Source organism: Mycobacterium sp. URHB0044, assembly GCF_000620625.1.
Classification (GTDB): Bacteria; Actinomycetota; Actinomycetes; order Mycobacteriales; family Mycobacteriaceae; genus Mycobacterium.
Genome location: NZ_JIAW01000006.1, coordinates 58242 through 76591, shown reverse-complemented (window position 1 = coordinate 76591; position 18350 = coordinate 58242). Strand labels below are relative to the sequence as shown.

The window sequence follows — 18350 nt, the reverse complement described above, 5'->3', positions numbered from 1 at the left end:
CGGATGGCTGTGATCCCGTTTGTCGCGTCGGTGCTCTGCTGCTGCGGACACGAGACCCCGTCCGATACGACGGTGGTCTTCGACGGCCGAACGGAGACGATCAAAGGCGTGGTGCACTGCACCGCCCAACCCGACGGCAGGCTCCTCATCCTGGTGAACGAAGACGGCGGCAAGAAAACCGTCCGCGTGATGCTCAGCCGGCGGGGTCGGCTCGTCGTCGAGCGCGCAGGCCTACGGTACGACGATGCGGCCGGCTTCGTCGCCGATCCGCGCGAGGTCGTGGCGACCAAGGTGGACGACACCTACAACTTCAGCGGACGGATGCCGCCGAATCCCGGTGAGGTCCAGGCACATCAATTCGAGATAGAAACGACGTGCCCGTACATCGCGGACCCGCCGCCGCCGAAACCTCAGGGTCCGCGCGGCTTGCCTTAGCGAATGCCCTGAAGGCGTTGGCGGTTTGGAGTGGTCGGCCCGCCGACCTCGGGGATGATTATCGACGGGCCGATCCATGCACAAGAACGCATACTTCAGCTGGATTATGCCTGGGGCGGTGTGACGTCGCACACATCTAGTTGTCTTGGACCGATGGCGGCGGTCCGCTCAGTCGAGCACGACCGCGATTTCGTCGCTCAGCTGGTATCCCTCGGCCAGCGGCAGCGTGTCGCCGCTCCAAAATGAGCCGGGGTCGAACCAGTTGTAGTGCTTCTCGGTGGTGAGCAGGCCCATCTCCTCGTACGTGATGGCCACCGTCTCGGCGCAGTACGCGGTCTCGACGGCGACCTTGCGCTCGGCCTTCTTCCGTTCGGCCGATTCCCGCACGCGGCGGTGCACGAAGGGCAGGCCCCTGGTGAAGTCGCTGACGATCGGCAACCGGCCACGCACCCAGCGCCCGGTCAGCCGTGCGGTGGTCGGGAACGCGGTGCCGTCCATCCTCGCGATCACCCGCAGCAGCTCGTCCTCCTGCTCGCGGCTCGCATACGGGGTGAGTTGACGCAGCCAGCACCGCTGACCGTAGGTGAGCATCCACCGCTCCACGGCCTGGCGCAGATCGTTGAGCTGCACGCCGCGATGGTTGGTACCGCTCCACAGACATTGCAGCTTGTCGCCGAGTTCGGCGTGCCAGATCAGCGGTGGCAGATCGTCGATCGCGACGGTGATCCCGACGTGATTCACCGGGGCATTCGTCAGCGTCTGAATCGCCCGATCTGGTCCGGATTCGCCGCGAAACAGCCAGACGTCACCCGTCCGCGTCTCGGCCAGCGCGCGGCTCAGAGGCACCGTGTTCGCATTCACCACCGCAGCTTAGGCAGACTTTGATCATGCGAGGCATCTGGAAGTGGATCGGAATGGCTGGAGTTGCGGGCGTAGTGGCAGGTGGTGTCCTGGTGGCGCGCGATCAACGCAAGCGCAATGCCTATACCGCGGACGACATCCGGGCGCGGCTGCACCAGCGAGCCGCCGAGGCGGGAGCTACCGAATAGGCGTCTCTCACTTCGACAGCGCGTACAGCCGGTGGGTTCCGCTGAACCCCTTCAGCTCCACGTCGCGGCCGTCGTCGAAGGCGATGCCGTCCCGATCGCTGACGGCCTCGCGCACCGATTCGCTGACCAGTACGTCTCCGCCGTCGGCTGCCGCGGCCACGCGCGCCGCCATTGCGACGTTACGGCCGAACAGGTCGTCGCCCCGCCGCACGGACTTACCCGCGTGGATGCCGATGCGTACCCGAATCCCATTGTGCCGCTTCTGAAGTTCACGTTGAATGTCGAGGCCACACCGCACCGCCTCCTCGGGCTGCGCGAACGCGATCATGAACCCGTCGCCCTGGCTCTTGACGACGTACCCCGAGTGCCGCTTCACGTGCCTGCCGACCATCTTGTCGTGCCGGTCGATCAACCGGACCCATGCCCGGTCACCGATCCGCTCGTTGAGTGCGGTGGACTCCTCGATGTCCGAGAAGAGGATCGCGACGCGGCCGCTCGGGGACAGCCGGGCCAGGTCGGGCCGCTCCACCTCGGCCCAGTCGGCCAGGTCTTCGATCGACGACCGGACTGCCGCGCCGAAGCCTTCCTTGCGCAGGATGTTGGCGGTCTGCCAGACCGACTTGACGGCCTCTCGACCACCGGAGATGAGGTTGGCGCGGGCGTCGAGCCTGTGCCGCAGCTCGGCCAGCTCGCCGTCGCGCTTCGTCAGCTGTCGCCAAAGCACGAGCAATGCGATCGCCTCGACGACCGCGACCGCTGCGAGCCCGTAAATGGCAAGCATGGTTCCCGTCACCGCTCAAGTATGGTCGCGGACATGACCTCGATCGGCGCCGCACGGCTCTGCTGTCGTGTCGAGTCCCGCACCGCAACGCGGTGCAGTCGTGCCGCGCACCCGCGGTTACTCATCCACGTAAAATGAGTTCTGTTGAAACAACCCGTGTTTGGAATGCGTAGGGGAGCGGATGAAATCCGACCGCGCCGGCGGTATCAGGCTCACAGCTGCGTTGACCATCGTCGTGGCGATGATCGTGGCGGGCTGGCTGCATCGTTCGCCGTGGATCGTCGCATTGGCGGCGCCGACGTTCACGGCACTCTATGCACTGGGTAAATGGACGTCGTGGAAGGCCGCCTGGCGCATGGGCGGTGCGAAGCAGATCATGCTGGCAACGCTTGCGACACTGCCCATCCAGGCAATCTTGGCCGGGGCGCTCTATCTCGTCGGCCTGGGTCTAGGCAGGCTGGCGGCCGGATACCGGCCGATTGCGGCGTTGTCGGGGGTTGACGCGCTCGGGGCGGGAATTCTGCTCGCCGTCGGCGTGGCGGTCAGCGTCGCGATCATCCGCCTCGAGGACACTCCGGTGCCGGCCGCCGCCGCGGAGGTCAGCACGTCGACCGACGAACTCGAGCTTGACGTTGACCCGACACCGCTCACGCTCGACACATTCTTCAAGTCTCCCGGCTACTGGCGGGTCAACGCAGCGCGGGAGGCGCTGGAACGGCGTGGGGAGATCGTCGTGAAGCCGCCGCTCGCGGCTCGCGAGGACATGATCGTGGCCGCGGAGGAACGGCTGGGGTTACGGCTGCCCGAAACGCTTCGCAAGCTGTACGGCGTGATGAACGGCGGCTACGTCGGCTCGATGTACGTGCCACTGAAACCGGAGCCGCGGCCCGTCTACGACGATTGGCGCGGCGCGTTCTCCATCGACTATTCGTCGCTCGTTCCGCTCGAGAAGCTGCGCACCGTCGCCGAGCACTACGAGGACTTCACCCACGATCCGGACGACGTTCCGGCCAACGCCGACCGTCTCGTCATCTTGCAGGCCCGCTACGGCGACATGACGCTTCTCGACTTTTCGGGCGGGCCCCTGCCGCGAGTGTTGATCGTCGACTATGACAAGCCCGGCGAGGATCCGATCGACATCGCCTTCGACGACTTCGACGCGTTCTTTGCGGCCCTCCGGCGCGAACGCGTCGCCCACCGCCCGCCGTCACGACGCAATCTCGACAAACCGCTGGGAGAGGCATCGGAAGGCAACCGCGCCCGGCGGTTTTGGGGCGCGGGGAAGAAGCATCCCTTCTACGTCAGCGCCAGCTACGGCAAGGACGGATCGGAGCCGAAGCTTTTCGCCGATGACGACCTGATCGCCGAGACGCACGCACGGCTCCGCGTGACGTTGCCAGCGAGCCTCGTCACGCTGTGGCGTGCCAAGAACGGCGGCGGCGTCGCGTCGCGGTTCGTCGAGATCGAGATCGACGGCAGAGCCGCGGATCTCGAAGTGATGCGCCTTCCCGTGCCGTTGGAGTTCGTCGTCAACCTCGCCGTCCTCTCGGACCGGATTGCCTTTCCGCCGGGCGAAACGCCGTGGAAGCGGCGCCACGTCGGCGCGGAAAGGCTGATCGTGCTGGAGGCGGATCACCACCGCGCCGTGCTGCTCGACTATCGCGACCGACCGGATGACGATCCGGCGGTGCTGGCGGTCGACGACCTCGACAAACCACTCTCACACGCCACCCGCTTCGAGCACTGGGACGAGCTGCTGGTTCGGCTCCGTTTTCAGCGCAGTGGCTGGGACGATGTCGCCAAGCCACATGCAGCGGAATTTTCCGACACCACATCCTGATCCTGGTCCCCGTCACCGCTCAGGTAATGGATGCTGGGGCCGTGAAGCCGGTCAAGCCGCCCTATTACGAGAGCCGTTTCGTCCGCGCCAACCACCCCGACCAGCCTCTGGCGCTCTGGCTGCGGGAGACGTTGCTGCTGCCCACGGCCGGGGAAGCGGTGGCCGACGTGTGGGTGATGGTGTTCGATCCGGCCGGTGCGGGGAACCGGGCGTTGAAGGTCGGACATCCGATCGAGGCGTCCGACTACCGCTACGAGTCCGGGGCCGATGCGTGGACCGCGCGAATCGGTGAGACCACGATCGACGACGCCTCCGTGCGGGGCACCGTCACCGACGATGACCGCCGCGCGACGTGGGATCTGCGCATCGACGCCGACGAGGAGGCGCCCGTGAAACTGCTGACCGACCGTGGGTATCGGGCGCCCTTTCCGACGGCGAAGACGTTGGTCCGTCACCCGCTGGCGACGTTCGACGGTCGGCTGGAGCTCGACGGGACGGGCCTGGACGTGCAGCAGTGGACGGGCAGCGTCAACCACAACTGGGGCCGACGACACACCCCCGCCTATGCGTTCGGCCAGGTGTGCGGATTCGACGATGCGCCCGCTGCGACGCTCGAGATCGTCACTGCCCACGCCGCCGTCGGACCCGTCTCGCTGCCCGCGGCGACGTTGTTCGTGTTGCGCCATGGCGGAAGGGAATTCGCGGTCAGGTCGGTTCTCGGCACACGTCACACCCATGGCGAGTACTGGCCGTTCTCGTGGTCGTTCGGCGGCAGGGTAGGGGAGATGACGATGGAGGGGGAGATGACCGCCGAACCATCCGACGTGATCGGATTGACGTACTTCGATACCACCGGCCACACCAAGTACTGCTACAACTCGGCGCTCGCCACGTGTCGAATCCGGTTGTCGGGCAGCGGGTTCACCGACGTCAAACTCGTCTCCTCACGCCGGGCGATGTTCGAGATCCTGCTGCCGGAGCCGCACGAATCGGTGCCGCTGCTGGCTTAGTTGTGTTGGGGACGGACGTGGGCCGCGACTGTGCGCGTGACGAGATTTGCGCGCCGTTTTTCTCGTCAGACGCACAGTCGTGGAGTCGGTGCCGCTCCTGGCTTGACTACGCGCCCGTCGACGAACCCGGGCGCACGATCATCAGGATCGTCACGGCCACCCACAGCAGGTTGAAGATGCCCGTGGCCATGGCAAGCCGACCTGCGGACGCGCCGTCGAGCACGGCGCGCTGTGCGGGCAGGATCGCCGCCACCAGGATCCCCGCCGCAACGACGGTCAGCCCGATCGACACCAGCACCCAGGTGTCGGTGAGCACCCCCATGGCCATCGCGGTCGCGACACCGAGAAGCGGCACCGCCAAGCCGACGGCTGCGTAGGTCATGCAGATCCGGTGCAGCACCGCGGCGACCGACGAAGTCGTGGCATAGCGCGGAAAGATGCTTGCCGCCACGGCGATTGGGCCGATGGCGAGGATGGCCAGGATGACGTGGGCACTGAGCAGTATCGGAGACATCGCGGTGGACGTTAAGCCAACGTGCAGGCCCTCGCCAGAGCCGTTCGTGCCACGCATCGAAGGGATCTGGCCAGGCGGACTACCAGCCTTCGGTCAGCACCCGGTCCAACGCGTCGACGTAGAAGTCGGCGCCGTCGACGTCGATGCACAACGGTGGCTTGGTCTTCAGGATGTTCTGGTGGTCGCCGGTGGGCTGGATGACCACGCCCAATTCGAGCATGCGGTCGCAGATCGCCGCGGTCTCCACGGTCGCCGGCGCCAGCGTTTCCCGGTCGCGGACCAGTTCGACTCCCAGATAGAGCCCCATGCCGTGCACGGTGCCGATGATCGGGTGCTTGTCGCGCAGCGCCAGCAGCCGCTGCTTGAGATGGCTGCCCACCCGGGACGCGTTGCCCTGCAGGTCCTCGTCGCGCAGCACGTCGAGCACGGTGAGGCCGATGGCGCATGACAGTGGGCTGCCGCCCGTCGACGAGAAGAAGTACCCCTGCGAGCTGAACGCATCGGCCACCGCGCGGCTGGTGATGACGGCACCCACCGGATAGCCGTTGCCCACCGACTTCGCCACCGAGACGATGTCGGGCACGACGTTCTGCTGGTGGAAACCCCAGAACCATTCGCCGAGCCTGCCGTAGCCGACCTGAACCTCGTCGGCCACCGCCAGTCCGCCGTTGCCGCGCACCGCCGCGTACACCTGCTGCAGGTAGCCGTCCGGCAGCGTCATGCCACCGGCGTTGCCGTACACCGTTTCACAGATGAATCCGGCGGGCGGCCTGCCTTCGGTGGCCAAATCGGTGATGCAGCGCACCGCATCGACCGCGTACCGGCCGACGTCGGCACCGCGGTACTTGCCGCGGAAGCTGTTCGGCGACTCCACGGTATGTACCCAGTCCGGGCGGGTGGTGAGCGCATTCGGATTGTCGGCCGTCGACGTCGACACCGCGTCGGTGGCGTACGTCCAACCGTGATAGGCCTCGCGGACCGCGACCACGTCGCGGCGACCCGTCGCCGCCATCGCCAGGCGCATCGCCAAATCGCTTGCCTCCGAACCCGAATTCACCAGGAAGACGGTGTCCAGAGGGTCGGGCAAGGTGGCCGCGAGACGCTCGCTGAACTCGACGACGGCCTCGTAGTTGAACCGCGAATTGGTGTTGAGCCTGCGCAGCTGTCGCGCCGCGGTATCCGCCACCCGGGGGTGCGCGTGGCCGAGGACCGTGACGTTGTTGACCATGTCGAGGTACACCCGGCCGGACGTCGACATCAGGAAGTGCCGCCAGCCGCGCTCGATTTGCGGCGGATTGCGGTAGTAGTGCTCCTGCACCTTGGCGAAGCTGTCATCCCTGCGCGCCAACAGGTCTCGGCTTGAAGCGGGTTCCGCCAGGGGCAACCCGAGCAGCGGTGCCGGGTCCCGGGAGACGGCAAGCCATCCTGGTGCCAATTCGGCGGTGGTGAACGCCGGCGCGGGCGGCGCGCCTGCCGGGCGGATACCGACCTCGAACCAACGGTTGGCTGATGCGGTCGCCAAAACCGCATCCGCCCCGACGTCGCCGGCGGCGGCCACGTCGACGCCCGACACCCTCAGCTCGTAGCCGGCACCCCGCAGCACCAAGCCGTCACCGAGGTGCTCGACGACTCCAGGCCACGGCGCCGTCACCGTGGCGGCCGTGGCCGGCCACAACGAGATGCCGGTCGCAATCACCTCGGGGCTGTCCTGGCTGAGCGCGGGGGCACGGGTCAGACGCGGTCCGCCGAAGCGGGTGACGACGAGTGAGGCGCCGTCATGCACTGCCGCCCTTGCCAATTCGTCCTCGACGCCGGCTCGAAGCCACGCACCGGGTTCAAAGGCGCGGTCGAATACGTCCGAGGTGGGGGAGAGGTCCAAGATGGTGACCGTTGCCGGGTCGAGATCGGCGATCAACGCGCCGCCTGGTACTGCGTCGACGCCGGCTTCCATGCCGAGCGAGGCGCGGATCACGGCCGTCATGACATCGACCGGCACCGAGGTGGCCTGTTCGAACATGCGCCACTCGTCGTCGGATTGATTGGTGACGTAGTCGTTGTCGGGATCGAGCCGTGCTTGCTGCGCGCCACTGACGATGAGCACCGCGGTACGCAACACCAGCAGCGGCCACACCACGTCGGCCTCCGCGGCCGTCAGCGGCCGGACCGCGTGAAACGCCTTGATCCCAGGCAGGATCGACGTGGGCGTCGTGCCGGGGTGCCCCAGTACCGAGGACAGCGTGATGGCGACTTCCGAGACGGCCCAGCTGTTCGACAGGTCACCGAAGTCGATGATGCCGTCGGGAAGCGCGACGCTGCCGTGACCGCAGGAGGCGACGACGTTGGCGTCGGTCAAGTCGAGATGCACGGCCTGGCGCGGAAGTTCGTTGGCCCGCGACTCGATCCGCTGCCACGCCTCCGTGGCGGCAGCGGTCAACCGCTGCCGGTGTGACGGATCGTCGACGTAGGAGGCGAGGGTGTCGACGACGTCGCGACCGAAGCGCAGGTCCCACTGCAGCGCCCGGTCCAGGCCGTCATGATGGAAGCTGGCCAGGGCCCGGCTAATCCGCCCGGCCAGACCGCCCATGCCCGCAATCACCTCGGCCGACAGATGACCGGCCTGGACCAGGGTGCCGCCGGACAGATAGGGCAGCAACCTGACGTGGGCGGGCCCGTCGAGTAGACCCGTTACCGTCGTGCACTTCTCGCCGTCGAGGTTGGGCAGCGGCGCCGCCACCCGCAGTGTCGGCTCCGCCTCGGCGATCGTCTCGGCGGCGGCGTCCTGTGCCGCGAGTTCGACCGGGGTGAACGCCGGGTTGGCGATCTTCAAAACGCCGAACGGCCGGTCGTCGGAGTCGAGCACCAGGAAGTTCTTGTCCTGCTGGCTACCAAGCGATTCGGCTCGGGCGTTGATGCCGTAGTGCTTCAACAAGAGGTACTCGGCCTGCGTCTCGCTGACCTGGGGGGCCGGTAACTCGGGCTGCTCCAGGAAGTTGAAGCCCGCGGTCACGGGTTGACGAACCGGACGACGACGTCGGTGAAGGCGTCATTGTCGTCACCGGCAGCCGTGTGTCCGGCTTCGGACAGTTCGACGAATTGCGCGCCCGGCACCTTGGCTAGGAAGTCCTCGACCGCCTCGGGGCTGACGACGTCCGAGAGCTTGCCGCGGATCAGCAGGATCGGGATCTCCAGGTTGATCGCGGCCTGTTCCAGCTTGTCCACCCGCGTGAACGGGTCATCTTGGGGCTTGGTCAGGAACGCCGGATCCCAATGCCAGTACCACCGGCCGTCACGCAGCCGCAGGTTCTTCTTCAATCCTTCGGGACTGCGCGGTTTCGGCCGGTGCGGCAGGTAGGCGGCGACCGCGTCGGCGGCCTCGTCGAGCGAATCGAAGCCGTGCACGTGGCTGAACATGAAGTCGCGGATGCGGGCGCTGCCGTCCTTCTCGAACCGCGGCACGACGTCGACGAGCACCAATTTGGTGACCAGTTCGGGTCCGGCCTCGTGTGCGGCGAGGATGCCCGTCAGCCCGCCCATGCTGGCGCCGACCAGCACCACCGGCCTGCCGATTTGGTACAGCACCTGCAGGGTGTCGCTGCACAGCGTCTCCACCGAGTAGTTCGCGGTCGGCGAGCGGTCACTGTCGCCGTGCCCGCGGCTGTCCATGGCGACGACGTGAAAGCCGGCGTCGGCCAGGATCTGGCCGGTGTTCTTCCACGAATACCGGTTCTGACCGCCTCCATGCATCATCAGGATGGTCGGCCGGCCGTCGGCCGATTCAGCGTCGCGATTCCACTCGTCGGCGACGAGGGCCAGGTCGTCGACGCCACGGAACGTCACGGTCTGCGGTGTGCTGCTCGCAATGCTCACGAACGTCCTCTCGGCCGGGCCCCTGGCCTCACGCTACCCAGGCGGTTCACCGGGCTGCGGGCACCCCCGCGATGAGTTTGGGCGCCGCGGCGAGTCTGTTCGTCATGCCTGTGATCACGCCATCTCTCTGGTTCGACGACGACCTCGAAGAGGCCGCTCAGTTCTACACGTCCGTGTTCCCCAATTCGTCCATCGAAGGCTTCAACCGCTACACCGAAGCCGGCCCCGGCACGCCTGGTCAGGTGGTGTCGGGCGCATTCGTGCTGGACGGCCAACGATTCGTCGGCATCAACGGCGGCCCGCACTTTTCGTTCACCGAGGCGGTGTCGTTCATGGTGCGCTGCGCCGACCAGAACGAGGTGGACTACTACTGGGACAAGCTCATTGACGGCGGTGAAGAATCCCAGTGCGGGTGGCTCAAGGACCGGTTCGGGCTGAGCTGGCAGATCGTGCCCGAGCGGCTGTTCGAACTGTTCGACGACCCCGACCCGGCGCGCGCCGCCGCCGCGACCAAGGCGATGCTCGGCATGCGGCGGATCGTGATCGCCGAGCTGGAAGCAGCGGCCGACAAAGCCTGATCCTGGCGCGGTCACAACCTGTCGGGCGTTTGCTGAAATCACCTTCGCCGGCGCGCAACGCGGTGGCGAGCCGGGTCGAGGCGCAGTCGGCACCCGCGATCCGCCGTGGTTGACCCTTCCGACACTTTGCGGACGCCAGCCCGACGGTCGTGCGGTTGCTGGCGTCGAAATTCCTGTTGTACGGTTCTTCGACTTCGTCTTGTGTCACCATCACGGGATTCGCCCAGCGATCCGGTTTAGTCGGAGGGGACCATCGACTCATGCCACTGAGGTGCAACACAGGGGAGATTCGCTGATGGTTGCGCCTGGCACCGTCGCCACGAATGCGGCCAAACCGATCCGCGCGGCCGGCGGATTCTTCGCGATGGCGCTCGACACCTTCGTGTCGATGTTCAAGCCACCGTTCGCTTGGCGGGAATTCGTCTTCCAGTCGTGGTTCGTTGCGCGGGTGTCGATTCTGCCGACGCTGATGCTGACGATTCCCTACACGGTGTTGCTCACGTTCACGTTCAACATCCTGTTGACGGAGTTCGGCGCCGCGGACTTCTCCGGCACCGGAGCCGCGCTCGGCACCGTGCGTCAGATCGGGCCCATCGTCACGGTGCTGGTGGTCGCAGGCGCTGGCGCCACCGCCATGTGTGCCGACCTCGGTGCCCGAACGATTCGCGAGGAACTCGATGCGCTTCGGGTGATGGGCATCAATCCGATTCAGGCCCTTGTGGTTCCCCGCGTGCTCGCCGCCACACTGGTGTCGCTGGCGCTGTCCGCGTCGGTGATCCTCGTCGGCCTCGCGGGCGCGTACTTCTTCACCGTCTACATTCAGAACGTCTCACCGGGTGCCTTCGCGTCCGGATTGACCCTGATCATCGGCGCTGCCGACGTGACGATCGCGCTGCTGAAGGCGGCGTTGTTCGGACTCTCCGCTGGGCTGATTGCCTGCTACAAGGGCATTTCCGTGCGTGGCGGCCCGGCCGGTGTCGGTAACGCCGTGAACGAAACCGTGGTGTTCACCTTCATGGCGCTGTTCGCCATCAACGTCGTCGCCACCGCCGTCGCCGTGAAGGTGACGATGTGACCGTCTCCAGACCCCACTCCCAGTTCCCGTGGCTGAAGGCCAGGGCGCGCCCCTGGGTCGACGGTTGGAATCGCGTTGGGCGGCAGACCAAGTTCTACGGCCGCACACTGCGGTCGATCCACATCGCCGTCACCCAATATCGGGTCGAGTTCATCCGGCTGATCGCACAAATGGGCTTGGGCGCAGGCGCGCTCATCATCATCGGCGGAACGGTCGCGATCGTCGGATTCCTGACCGTCACCACCGGCGCGCTGGTGGCAGTGCAGGGGTACACCGACTTCTCCGAGATCGGCGTCGAGGCCTTGACGGGATTCGCGTCGGCGTTCTTCAACGTGCGATTGATCGCGCCCGCGACGACCGCGGTCGCACTGTCGGCGACGATCGGGGCCGGAGCCACAGCCCAACTCGGCGCCATGCGAATCAACGAGGAGATCGACGCGCTCGAGGTGATGGGCATCCGCAGCGTCGCGTATCTCGCGTCCACCCGTGTGGTCGCCGGCCTGCTCGTCGTGATCCCGCTGTATTGCATCGGTGTGCTGGCGGCATTCTGGGCGGCGAGATTCGGCACGACGGTGCTCTACGGCCAGTCGACGGGCGTGTACGACCACTACTTCAGGACCTTTCTGAACCCCACCGATCTGTTCTGGTCATTCCTCCAGTGCGTGGTCCTCGCCGTGGTAATCATGCTCGTGCACACGTATTACGGCTTCACCGCAGGGGGCGGTCCCGCCGGCGTCGGCGAGGCCGTCGGCCGCGCAGTGCGCATGTCACTCATCATCGCCGCGTTCGTCCTCGTCATGATGTCGCTCGCCATCTATGGCCAATCCGGCAACTTCAATCTGGCTGGTTAGCGCAATGGACGACAGAGACGAAGGACTGCATCCCGCTTGGGCGACGCTCAGCCTGTTGCTCGTGGTCGCCGCGTTGATCTGGCTGACCTATGCGTTGTTCAGCGGCACCTTCCGCAGGTCCATTCCGGTCACGTTGAGCTCGGATCGGGCCGGCTTGGTGATGGAGACCAACGCCAAGGTGAAACTTCGCGGCGTACAGGTCGGCCGGGTCGCCGAGATCACCGGCGGTGGGCAACCGGTGACCTTGAAACTGGAGATCGACCGGAACCAGATCGACCGCATTCCCGCCAACATCGAGGCGCAGATTCGGGCCACGACCGTATTCGGTTCGAAGTTCGTCGATCTGGTGTATCCCAGCGATCCCAGCAAGCAGCGGCTGGCGGCCGGTCAGGTGTTGAAGTCGCGCAACGTCAGCACCGAGGTCAATACGGTGTTCCAGAACGTCGTTGCGGTGCTGGACACGATCGACCCTGCCAAGCTGAACAGCACCCTGTCCGCGCTCGCGGAAGGCGTACGCGGACAAGGCGACCGGATCGGTCAGGCCACCACCGACGCCAATCAGGTTCTGCTCGAGCTGAATCCGCGCAATGAGACGATTCGAGCCGACTGGCGGGCGCTCAAGGACTTCAACGACGCCTATGCCGGTGCGGCACAGAACATCTTGGCCACGCTGAACGCGGCAAGCACGACGAGCACCACCATCGTCAGGCAGGCCGGCCAGCTGGATGCGTTGCTGCTGGCGACCATTGGGCTTTCCAACAGCGGCATCAGTCTGCTCGCGCCGAACCAGGCCAACCTCATCAAGGCCATCAACGTGCTGCAGCCGACGACCGGCCTGTTCTACAAGTACAACCCCGAGTACACCTGCCTGCTGGTGGGCGCGAAGACCCTGCTGGACACCGGCGGCTACGAAGCGCCTGGCGGCAATGGTCGTTCGCTCGTGCTCGACACCGGCCTGTCGCTCGGCGACGACCCGTACCACTACCCGGACAACCTGCCGGTCATCGGCGCCAAGGGCGGACCGGGCGGCAAGCCGAGCTGCGGCTCGCTGCCGGACGTCGCGCAGAACTGGCCGGTGCGCAACCTCGTCACCAACACGGGATTTGGAACCGGAGTCGATTGGCGGCCCAACCCCGGCATCGGTTTCCCGGCCTGGGCCAACTACTTGCCGACCACCCGTGCGGTGCCGGAGCCGCCGAGCATCCGCAACCTGTTCGGTGGGCCCGCCCCGGGGCCGATTCCGTATCCCGGTGCTCCGGCCTACGGTGCCGACCTGTACGCGCCGGACGGCACGCCATTGTGGCCGGGTCTCCCACCGGCGCCTCCGCCGATGGCGCCACGGGACCCGGGCCGGACACCGGGCACGGAGCCGTTCGTGGTCGCTGAGCCCGCGCAGATGCAGCCGACACCGCTGCCGCCGGTACCCCTTCCGCCTGCGGTGGTCCCGTCACCATGACCGTCCGCAGACCGACGACAACGAGAGGTAGCCAGTCATGAAGGAAAGCCTGGGAGGCGTCGGGTTGCGCCTCGCCGTCTTTCTGGCTGTCTGCCTGCTGGGCGTGTTCGGGCTGTACGCGGTCTTCGGGCAGCTGCGTTTCGGCGAGAAGGCGAAGACCTACAACGCCGAATTCGTCAACGTGACCGGATTGGAGAACGGCGACTTCGTCCGCATCGCGGGCGTCGAGGTCGGCCAGGTGAAGTCGGTCGAGATTCAGCCCGACACCTCGGCGGCGGTCGAATTCACCGCCGACGACTCGGTGGTGCTGACCGAGGGCAGCCGAGCCGTCATCCGCTACGACGACCTGATCGGCGGCCGGTACCTGGCGCTCGAAGAAGGTACCGGCGGCACGAAGAAGCTCAACGCGGGTGACACGATCCCGCTGGCCCGCACGTCGCCGGCGCTGGACTTGGATGCGTTGATCGGCGGCTTCCGGCCGCTGTTCAAGGCGCTCGATCCCGATCAGGTAAATGCGTTGTCCGGTCAGCTGATCACCGCCTTGCAAGGCCAGGGCGGCACCATTAACTCGTTCCTCGCTCAGACCGCGGCGCTGACGACCACGCTGGCCGACCGCGATCAGCTGATCGGGGACGTCATCGTCAACCTCAACGCAGTGTTGGGGTCGTTGGGCGACCAGAACGAGCAATTCGGCAAGGGCGTCGACGCGCTCGCCGAACTGGTGAAGGGACTCGAGGCCCGCAAGGCGGACATCAGCAACGGCCTGGCGTACGCCAACGCCGCCGCCGGGAGCATCACCGACCTACTCGCGCAGGCCCGTCCACCGTTTGCGAAGACGATCACCGAGACCGACCGTGCCGCAGGCATCGTGGTGGCCGATCACGATTACTTCGACAACCTGCTCAACACGTTGCCGGATGCGTATCAAGCGCTTTCCCGCCAAGGCATCTACGGCGACTTCTTCTCCTTCTACCTGTGCGACATCGTGCTCAAGCTCAATGGAAAGGGCGGCCAGCCGGTGTACGTCAAGGTCGCGGGCCAGACGAGTGGAAGGTGTGCGCCAAGGTGAAACCCTTCAGCGAACGCAACCACTTCATCATCGGCGCCATCGGGCTGGCGATCACCATCGGCATCGTCGTGGGTGCACTGCAATACGACAAGCTGCCCTTCCTCAATCAGGGCAAGGAGTACTCGGCCTACTTCGCCGAGGCCGGCGGTATCACCGGTGATGCGGGCGTGCAGGTTTCGGGTTTCCAGGTGGGCAAGGTGACCTCGATCGAGCTGGACGGTCCGCGGGTACTGGTCAAGTTCACCGTCAAGAAGAACATCCGGCTGGGGGATCGCACCGAGGCAGCCATCAAGACGAAGGGTCTGTTGGGCACGAAGATCCTGGAGGTCTATTCGCGCGGCGACGGCCAGCAGGACGGCACGATCCCGTTGGATCGCACCACGTCGCCCTATCAACTGCCGGATGCATTGGGCGAGTTAGCGACCACGATCAGCGGTCTGAACACGAATCAACTGTCGGACTCCCTGCGCGTGTTGTCGGAGACGTTCTCCGACACCCCGCCGCAGCTACGGATCGCGGTCGAGGGCGTGGCCCGCTTCTCGGAAACGCTCAATGAGCGTGACGCGGACTTGCGTGGGCTGCTGGCCAACGCCAACAAGACGTCCGCGGTGCTGGCCGAGCGCAGCAACCAGATCGTCGGCCTGGTCTCCAACAGCAATGCGCTGCTGATCGAACTGCGAAGTCAAAGCGCCGCACTGGATCAGATCTCCGGCAATGTCTCTGCCCTCAGCCAACAGTTGCAGGGCTTCATCGGCGAGAACCGCGCGACGATGAAACCCGCGCTCGACAAGCTCAACGGCGTGCTGACGATCCTCGACAATCGCAAGGAACGGCTGCAGCGCTCGCTCAAACTGCTCACCCAATATTCGATGTCACTCGGCGAGTCGGTCGCGTCCGGGCCGTTCTTCAAGACCTATGTCGCGAATCTCCTGCCGGGACAGTTCCTGCAGCCGTTCATCGACGCCGCGTTCTCCGACCTCGGACTCGATCCCAACGTGCTGCTGCCGTCGCAACGCACCGACCCACAGGTCGGCCAGCCGGGCACACCGGCACTGCCGGTACCGTTCCCGCGGACGGGCCAGGGCGGCGAGCCGAATTTGACCATCCCGGATGCCATTACCGGCAACCCGGGCGATCAGGGCTGCGGACCGCCCGGCCTGCCGTTGCCCGGACCCACCGGCTGCTATCCGTACCGCGAGCCGCTGCCCGCACCCCCGCCGGGAGGACCGCCACCGGGACCTCCGGCGCCGCCGCCACCGGGGCTGGAGTCCACACCGTCGCCGACCCCGAATCCGATCTTCGAGCCGGCACCCGGTGAGGTGCAGTCCCACGGGCCAGCGGAGGGAGGCCAATGATCCGCCACTACAGGCCGTGGATCGCCGCCGCGCTGGCAGTGCTCTTGGTGGGCGGGGTGATCATCTTGCTTCGCACGTCGGAGTCGATCAACCGCACGAATGTCGTTGCGTACTTCGAGAACACCAACGGCATCTACGTCGGCGACGACGTCCGCATCCTCGGGGTGCCGGTCGGCAAGATCACGTCGATCGAACCCCAGCCCGAGCGGGTCAAGGTCTCGTTCTGGTACGACGACAAGTACGACGTGCCTGCCGATGCGAAGGCCGCGATCCTGTCGCCGACGCTGGTGACTGCGCGCGCCATTCAGCTCACCCCGGTCTACACCGAAGGGCCGGTGATGAAGGACGACGCGGTCATCCCGCGCGAACGGACCGCGGTGCCGGTCGAGTGGGACCAGGTTCGTCAACAACTCGAAAAGCTCGCCGACACGTTGCAGCCGACCGAGCCCGGTGAAGTGAGCCCGCTGGGTTCGATCATCAACACCACCGCCGACAACCTGCGCGGCGAGGGCGCCAACATCCGCGACACGGTCATCAAGTTGTCGCAGGCCTTTTCGGCGCTCGGCGATCACAGCACCGACATCTTCTCGACCGTCAAGAACCTCGCGATTCTGGTGTCGGCGTTGAAGGACAGCACCGACTTGATGCGCCAGCTCAACCAGAACCTGGCGTCGGTGACGGGGCTGCTCGCCGACAATCCGAACGAAGTCGCCGACGCCGTGCGCGACCTCAACGCCGTCGTCCCCCAGGTGCAGTCGTTCGTGGCGGAGAACCGTGAAGCGCTGGGCACCACGTCGGACAAGCTGGCGGGGGTGACGCAGGCGCTGAACGACAGCCTGGCCGACGTCAAGCAGTTCCTGCACGTCGCGCCCAACACGTTGCAGAACTACGTGAACATCTGGCAGCCCGCCCAGGGCGCGGTGAGTAGCGTGCCGATGCTCAACAACTTCGCGAACCCGATTTCCTTCCTGTGCGGCGCGATTCAGGCGGCGTCACGGCTCGGCGCCGAGGAGTCGGCGAAGCTGTGCGTGCAGTACTTGGCGCCGGTCATCAAGAATCGGCAGTACAACTTCCTGCCCCTCGCGCAGAACGTCTTCGTCGGTGCCACGACGCGGCCGAACGAGCTCACCTACAGCGAGGACTGGATGCGGCCGGATTACATTCCGCCACAGCCGGTTGCGCCGCAGGCTCCACCGCCAGCGGACGGCACGCCGCCGCCACCACCGCCCGACACGCCGCCGCTGCCCGCCGAGGCGATGGTCACCAATCCAGCAGACGGCCTGCCCGGCATGATGGTGCCGCCTGGAGTCGGACCATGATGCGCGCCAGGTGGAGACGCGTCGCGGCGGGCATGCTGGTGCTCGGCCTCGTGGTGTCCGGTTGTGGTTGGCGAGGGCTGAACTCGCTTCCGTTGCCCGGGGTGCAGGGTGTGGGCCCCGGGGCGTTCACCATTCAGGCGCAGATGCCCGACGTCGACAACGTCGAGGAGAACTCTCGCGTGCGTGTCGGCGACGTGAACGTCGGCACAGTGAGCAAGATCGAACGCCAGGGGTGGAATGCGCTGGTGACGATGACCCTCAACCGCGACGTGCAGTTGCCTGCCAATGCGACGGCCAAGGTCGGACAGACCAGCCTGCTCGGGTCACAACACATCGAGCTGTCGCCACCGACCGACGTTGCGCCCCAAGGCAAGCTGCGTGAAGGTTCGGTGATTCCGCTGGCCTCTGCTGGCGCGTATCCGACCACCGAGCAGGCGTTGGCCGCCATCGCTGTGGTCCTCAACGGCGGCGGCATCGGCAACATTCAAGACATCACCGAGGCGTTGAGCACCGCCTTCGCCGGTCGTGAGAACGACTTGCGCAGCCTGATCGAGCAACTCGACAAGGCGATCGGCTACCTCGACGACCAAAAGGGCGACATCATCGCCGCGTCGGAAAGCCTCAACGACCTGTTCGGTCAGATCGCCGCGCAGAAGCCGGTGGTGGACAAGGCGTTGAAGACCATCCCCGATGCGCTGGCCGTGCTGCGGGACCAGCGTGAGAATCTCTCCGACGCGCTGGCACAGCTGGGCAAGTTCAGTGCCCTGGCCGCCGACTCGGTCAACCAAACCAAGGACGCGCTCGTCCAAGAGCTCAAAGACCTTGGCCCGGTGCTGCAGTCATTGGCCGACGCCGGTCCCGCGCTGACCCGTGCGCTGAGCTTCCTGCCCACGTTCCCCTTCCCCAAGGAGACGCTGACCAACTGGATGCGCGGCGACTACGCCAACCTGACGTTGATCCTCGACCTCACGCTGAGCCGGATCGACTCCGGCTTCTTCACCGGCTCGCGGTGGGAGTGCGACCTGACCTGGCTGGAGATTCAGTGGGGCCGCACCATCGGCCAGTTCCCCAGCCCGTGTACGGGTAGCGCCCCGCCGAACGGCGCAGGCAACCCGTTGGTCGCTCCGTACCACTTCGATCAGGGGCCCTAG

General features: G+C 66.2%; 17 protein-coding genes. 12 read left to right on the top strand and 5 right to left on the bottom strand.

Annotation, left to right across the window (positions count from 1 at the left end):
- The first annotated feature begins 3 nt into the window (after positions 1–3).
- Positions 4–435 carry a lipoprotein LpqH gene (locus N536_RS0114245; protein WP_155948594.1) on the top strand — a complete coding sequence of 144 codons (432 nt, stop codon included), beginning with the start codon at positions 4–6 and terminating at the stop codon, positions 433–435.
- 168 nt (positions 436–603) lie between these two features.
- On the opposite strand, the gene N536_RS0114240 is transcribed toward N536_RS0114245, so the two are convergent.
- On the bottom strand, positions 604–1296 hold the full coding sequence (locus N536_RS0114240) for a hypothetical protein (protein WP_036436489.1): 693 nt from the start codon (positions 1294–1296) through the stop codon (positions 604–606).
- A gap of 26 nt (positions 1297–1322) precedes the next feature.
- On the opposite strand from N536_RS0114240, the gene N536_RS42600 reads away from it, so the two are divergent.
- On the top strand, positions 1323–1484 hold the full coding sequence (locus N536_RS42600) for a hypothetical protein (RefSeq protein WP_197040139.1): 162 nt from the start codon (positions 1323–1325) through the stop codon (positions 1482–1484).
- Between the two features lie 7 nt (positions 1485–1491).
- Here N536_RS42600 and N536_RS0114230 read toward each other — a convergent pair whose 3' ends face one another.
- A complete protein-coding gene (locus N536_RS0114230) occupies positions 1492–2265 on the bottom strand; it encodes an adenylate/guanylate cyclase domain-containing protein (protein WP_036436487.1) in 774 nt (257 codons plus the stop codon).
- A 181-nt stretch (positions 2266–2446) separates the two neighbouring features.
- Between N536_RS0114230 and N536_RS0114225 the strand changes: the two genes are divergently transcribed.
- Both N536_RS0114225 and N536_RS0114220 read left to right on the top strand, forming a co-directional pair.
- Entirely contained in the window at positions 2447–4105 is a 1659-nt protein-coding gene (locus N536_RS0114225) for an SMI1/KNR4 family protein (RefSeq protein WP_029114217.1), read from the top strand.
- Between the two features lie 26 nt (positions 4106–4131).
- The gene (locus tag N536_RS0114220; RefSeq protein ID WP_029114216.1) at positions 4132–5115 is read left to right on the top strand and encodes a hypothetical protein; all 984 of its coding nucleotides are present in this window, start codon (positions 4132–4134) and stop codon (positions 5113–5115) included.
- Positions 5116–5221: 106 nt separating this feature from the next.
- Here the strand turns inward: N536_RS0114220 and N536_RS0114215 are convergent, their stop codons facing one another.
- The 3 genes from N536_RS0114215 to N536_RS0114205 all read right to left on the bottom strand — a co-directional run bounded on the left by N536_RS0114215 (position 5222) and on the right by N536_RS0114205 (position 9496).
- Positions 5222–5629, bottom strand: a complete 408-nt coding sequence (locus tag N536_RS0114215; RefSeq protein WP_029114215.1) for a hypothetical protein — start codon at positions 5627–5629, stop codon at positions 5222–5224.
- A gap of 79 nt (positions 5630–5708) precedes the next feature.
- The gene (locus N536_RS0114210) at positions 5709–8636 is read right to left on the bottom strand and encodes an aminotransferase (protein ID WP_029114214.1); all 2928 of its coding nucleotides are present in this window, start codon (positions 8634–8636) and stop codon (positions 5709–5711) included.
- The gene (locus N536_RS0114205; RefSeq protein ID WP_029114213.1) at positions 8633–9496 is read right to left on the bottom strand and encodes an alpha/beta fold hydrolase; all 864 of its coding nucleotides are present in this window, start codon (positions 9494–9496) and stop codon (positions 8633–8635) included. Before N536_RS0114205 ends, N536_RS0114210 begins: the two co-directional genes overlap by 4 nt.
- 104 nt (positions 9497–9600) lie before the next feature.
- Here N536_RS0114205 and N536_RS0114200 point away from each other — a divergent pair, with 104 nt between their 5' ends.
- The 8 genes from N536_RS0114200 to N536_RS0114165 all read left to right on the top strand — a co-directional run bounded on the left by N536_RS0114200 (position 9601) and on the right by N536_RS0114165 (position 18350).
- Positions 9601–10074, top strand: coding sequence for a VOC family protein (locus N536_RS0114200; RefSeq protein WP_029114212.1), 474 nt, complete (start codon positions 9601–9603; stop codon positions 10072–10074).
- Between the two features lie 295 nt (positions 10075–10369).
- Positions 10370–11149: an ABC transporter permease gene (locus tag N536_RS0114195; RefSeq protein ID WP_029114211.1), complete on the top strand. Its 780-nt coding sequence runs from the start codon at positions 10370–10372 to the stop codon at positions 11147–11149.
- Complete coding sequence (locus N536_RS0114190; protein ID WP_029114210.1) at positions 11146–12000, top strand: ABC transporter permease; 855 nt, start codon at positions 11146–11148, stop codon at positions 11998–12000. Before N536_RS0114195 ends, N536_RS0114190 begins: the two co-directional genes overlap by 4 nt.
- A gap of 4 nt (positions 12001–12004) precedes the next feature.
- Positions 12005–13456 (top strand): MCE family protein, encoded by a 1452-nt coding sequence (locus tag N536_RS0114185; RefSeq protein ID WP_029114209.1) that lies wholly within the window; start codon positions 12005–12007, stop codon positions 13454–13456.
- Positions 13457–13493: 37 nt separating this feature from the next.
- Positions 13494–14525: a virulence factor Mce family protein gene (locus tag N536_RS0114180; RefSeq protein ID WP_029114208.1), complete on the top strand. Its 1032-nt coding sequence runs from the start codon at positions 13494–13496 to the stop codon at positions 14523–14525.
- Complete coding sequence (locus N536_RS0114175) at positions 14522–15880, top strand: MCE family protein (RefSeq protein ID WP_029114207.1); 1359 nt, start codon at positions 14522–14524, stop codon at positions 15878–15880. Before N536_RS0114180 ends, N536_RS0114175 begins: the two co-directional genes overlap by 4 nt.
- On the top strand, positions 15877–17199 hold the full coding sequence (locus tag N536_RS0114170; protein WP_029114206.1) for a virulence factor Mce family protein: 1323 nt from the start codon (positions 15877–15879) through the stop codon (positions 17197–17199). The genes N536_RS0114175 and N536_RS0114170 overlap by 4 nt, the downstream gene beginning before the upstream one ends.
- Entirely contained in the window at positions 17196–18350 is a 1155-nt protein-coding gene (locus N536_RS0114165) for a virulence factor Mce family protein (protein WP_029114205.1), read from the top strand. Before N536_RS0114170 ends, N536_RS0114165 begins: the two co-directional genes overlap by 4 nt.

Excerpts from the sequence above, each read along its gene's own strand:
- N536_RS0114245 (WP_155948594.1), top strand. The coding sequence starts at position 4 with ATGGCTGTGATCCCGTTTGTCGCGTCGGTGCTCTGCTGCTGCGGACAC.
- N536_RS42600 (WP_197040139.1), top strand. The coding sequence starts at position 1,323 with ATGCGAGGCATCTGGAAGTGGATCGGAATGGCTGGAGTTGCGGGCGTA.
- N536_RS0114230 (WP_036436487.1), bottom strand. The coding sequence starts at position 2,265 with ATGCTTGCCATTTACGGGCTCGCAGCGGTCGCGGTCGTCGAGGCGATC.
- N536_RS0114225 (WP_029114217.1), top strand. The coding sequence starts at position 2,447 with ATGAAATCCGACCGCGCCGGCGGTATCAGGCTCACAGCTGCGTTGACC.
- N536_RS0114220 (WP_029114216.1), top strand. The coding sequence starts at position 4,132 with ATGGATGCTGGGGCCGTGAAGCCGGTCAAGCCGCCCTATTACGAGAGC.
- N536_RS0114215 (WP_029114215.1), bottom strand. The coding sequence starts at position 5,629 with ATGTCTCCGATACTGCTCAGTGCCCACGTCATCCTGGCCATCCTCGCC.
- N536_RS0114200 (WP_029114212.1), top strand. The coding sequence starts at position 9,601 with ATGCCTGTGATCACGCCATCTCTCTGGTTCGACGACGACCTCGAAGAG.
- N536_RS0114195 (WP_029114211.1), top strand. The coding sequence starts at position 10,370 with ATGGTTGCGCCTGGCACCGTCGCCACGAATGCGGCCAAACCGATCCGC.
- N536_RS0114185 (WP_029114209.1), top strand. The coding sequence starts at position 12,005 with ATGGACGACAGAGACGAAGGACTGCATCCCGCTTGGGCGACGCTCAGC.
- N536_RS0114180 (WP_029114208.1), top strand. The coding sequence starts at position 13,494 with ATGAAGGAAAGCCTGGGAGGCGTCGGGTTGCGCCTCGCCGTCTTTCTG.
- N536_RS0114170 (WP_029114206.1), top strand. The coding sequence starts at position 15,877 with ATGATCCGCCACTACAGGCCGTGGATCGCCGCCGCGCTGGCAGTGCTC.
- N536_RS0114165 (WP_029114205.1), top strand. The coding sequence starts at position 17,196 with ATGATGCGCGCCAGGTGGAGACGCGTCGCGGCGGGCATGCTGGTGCTC.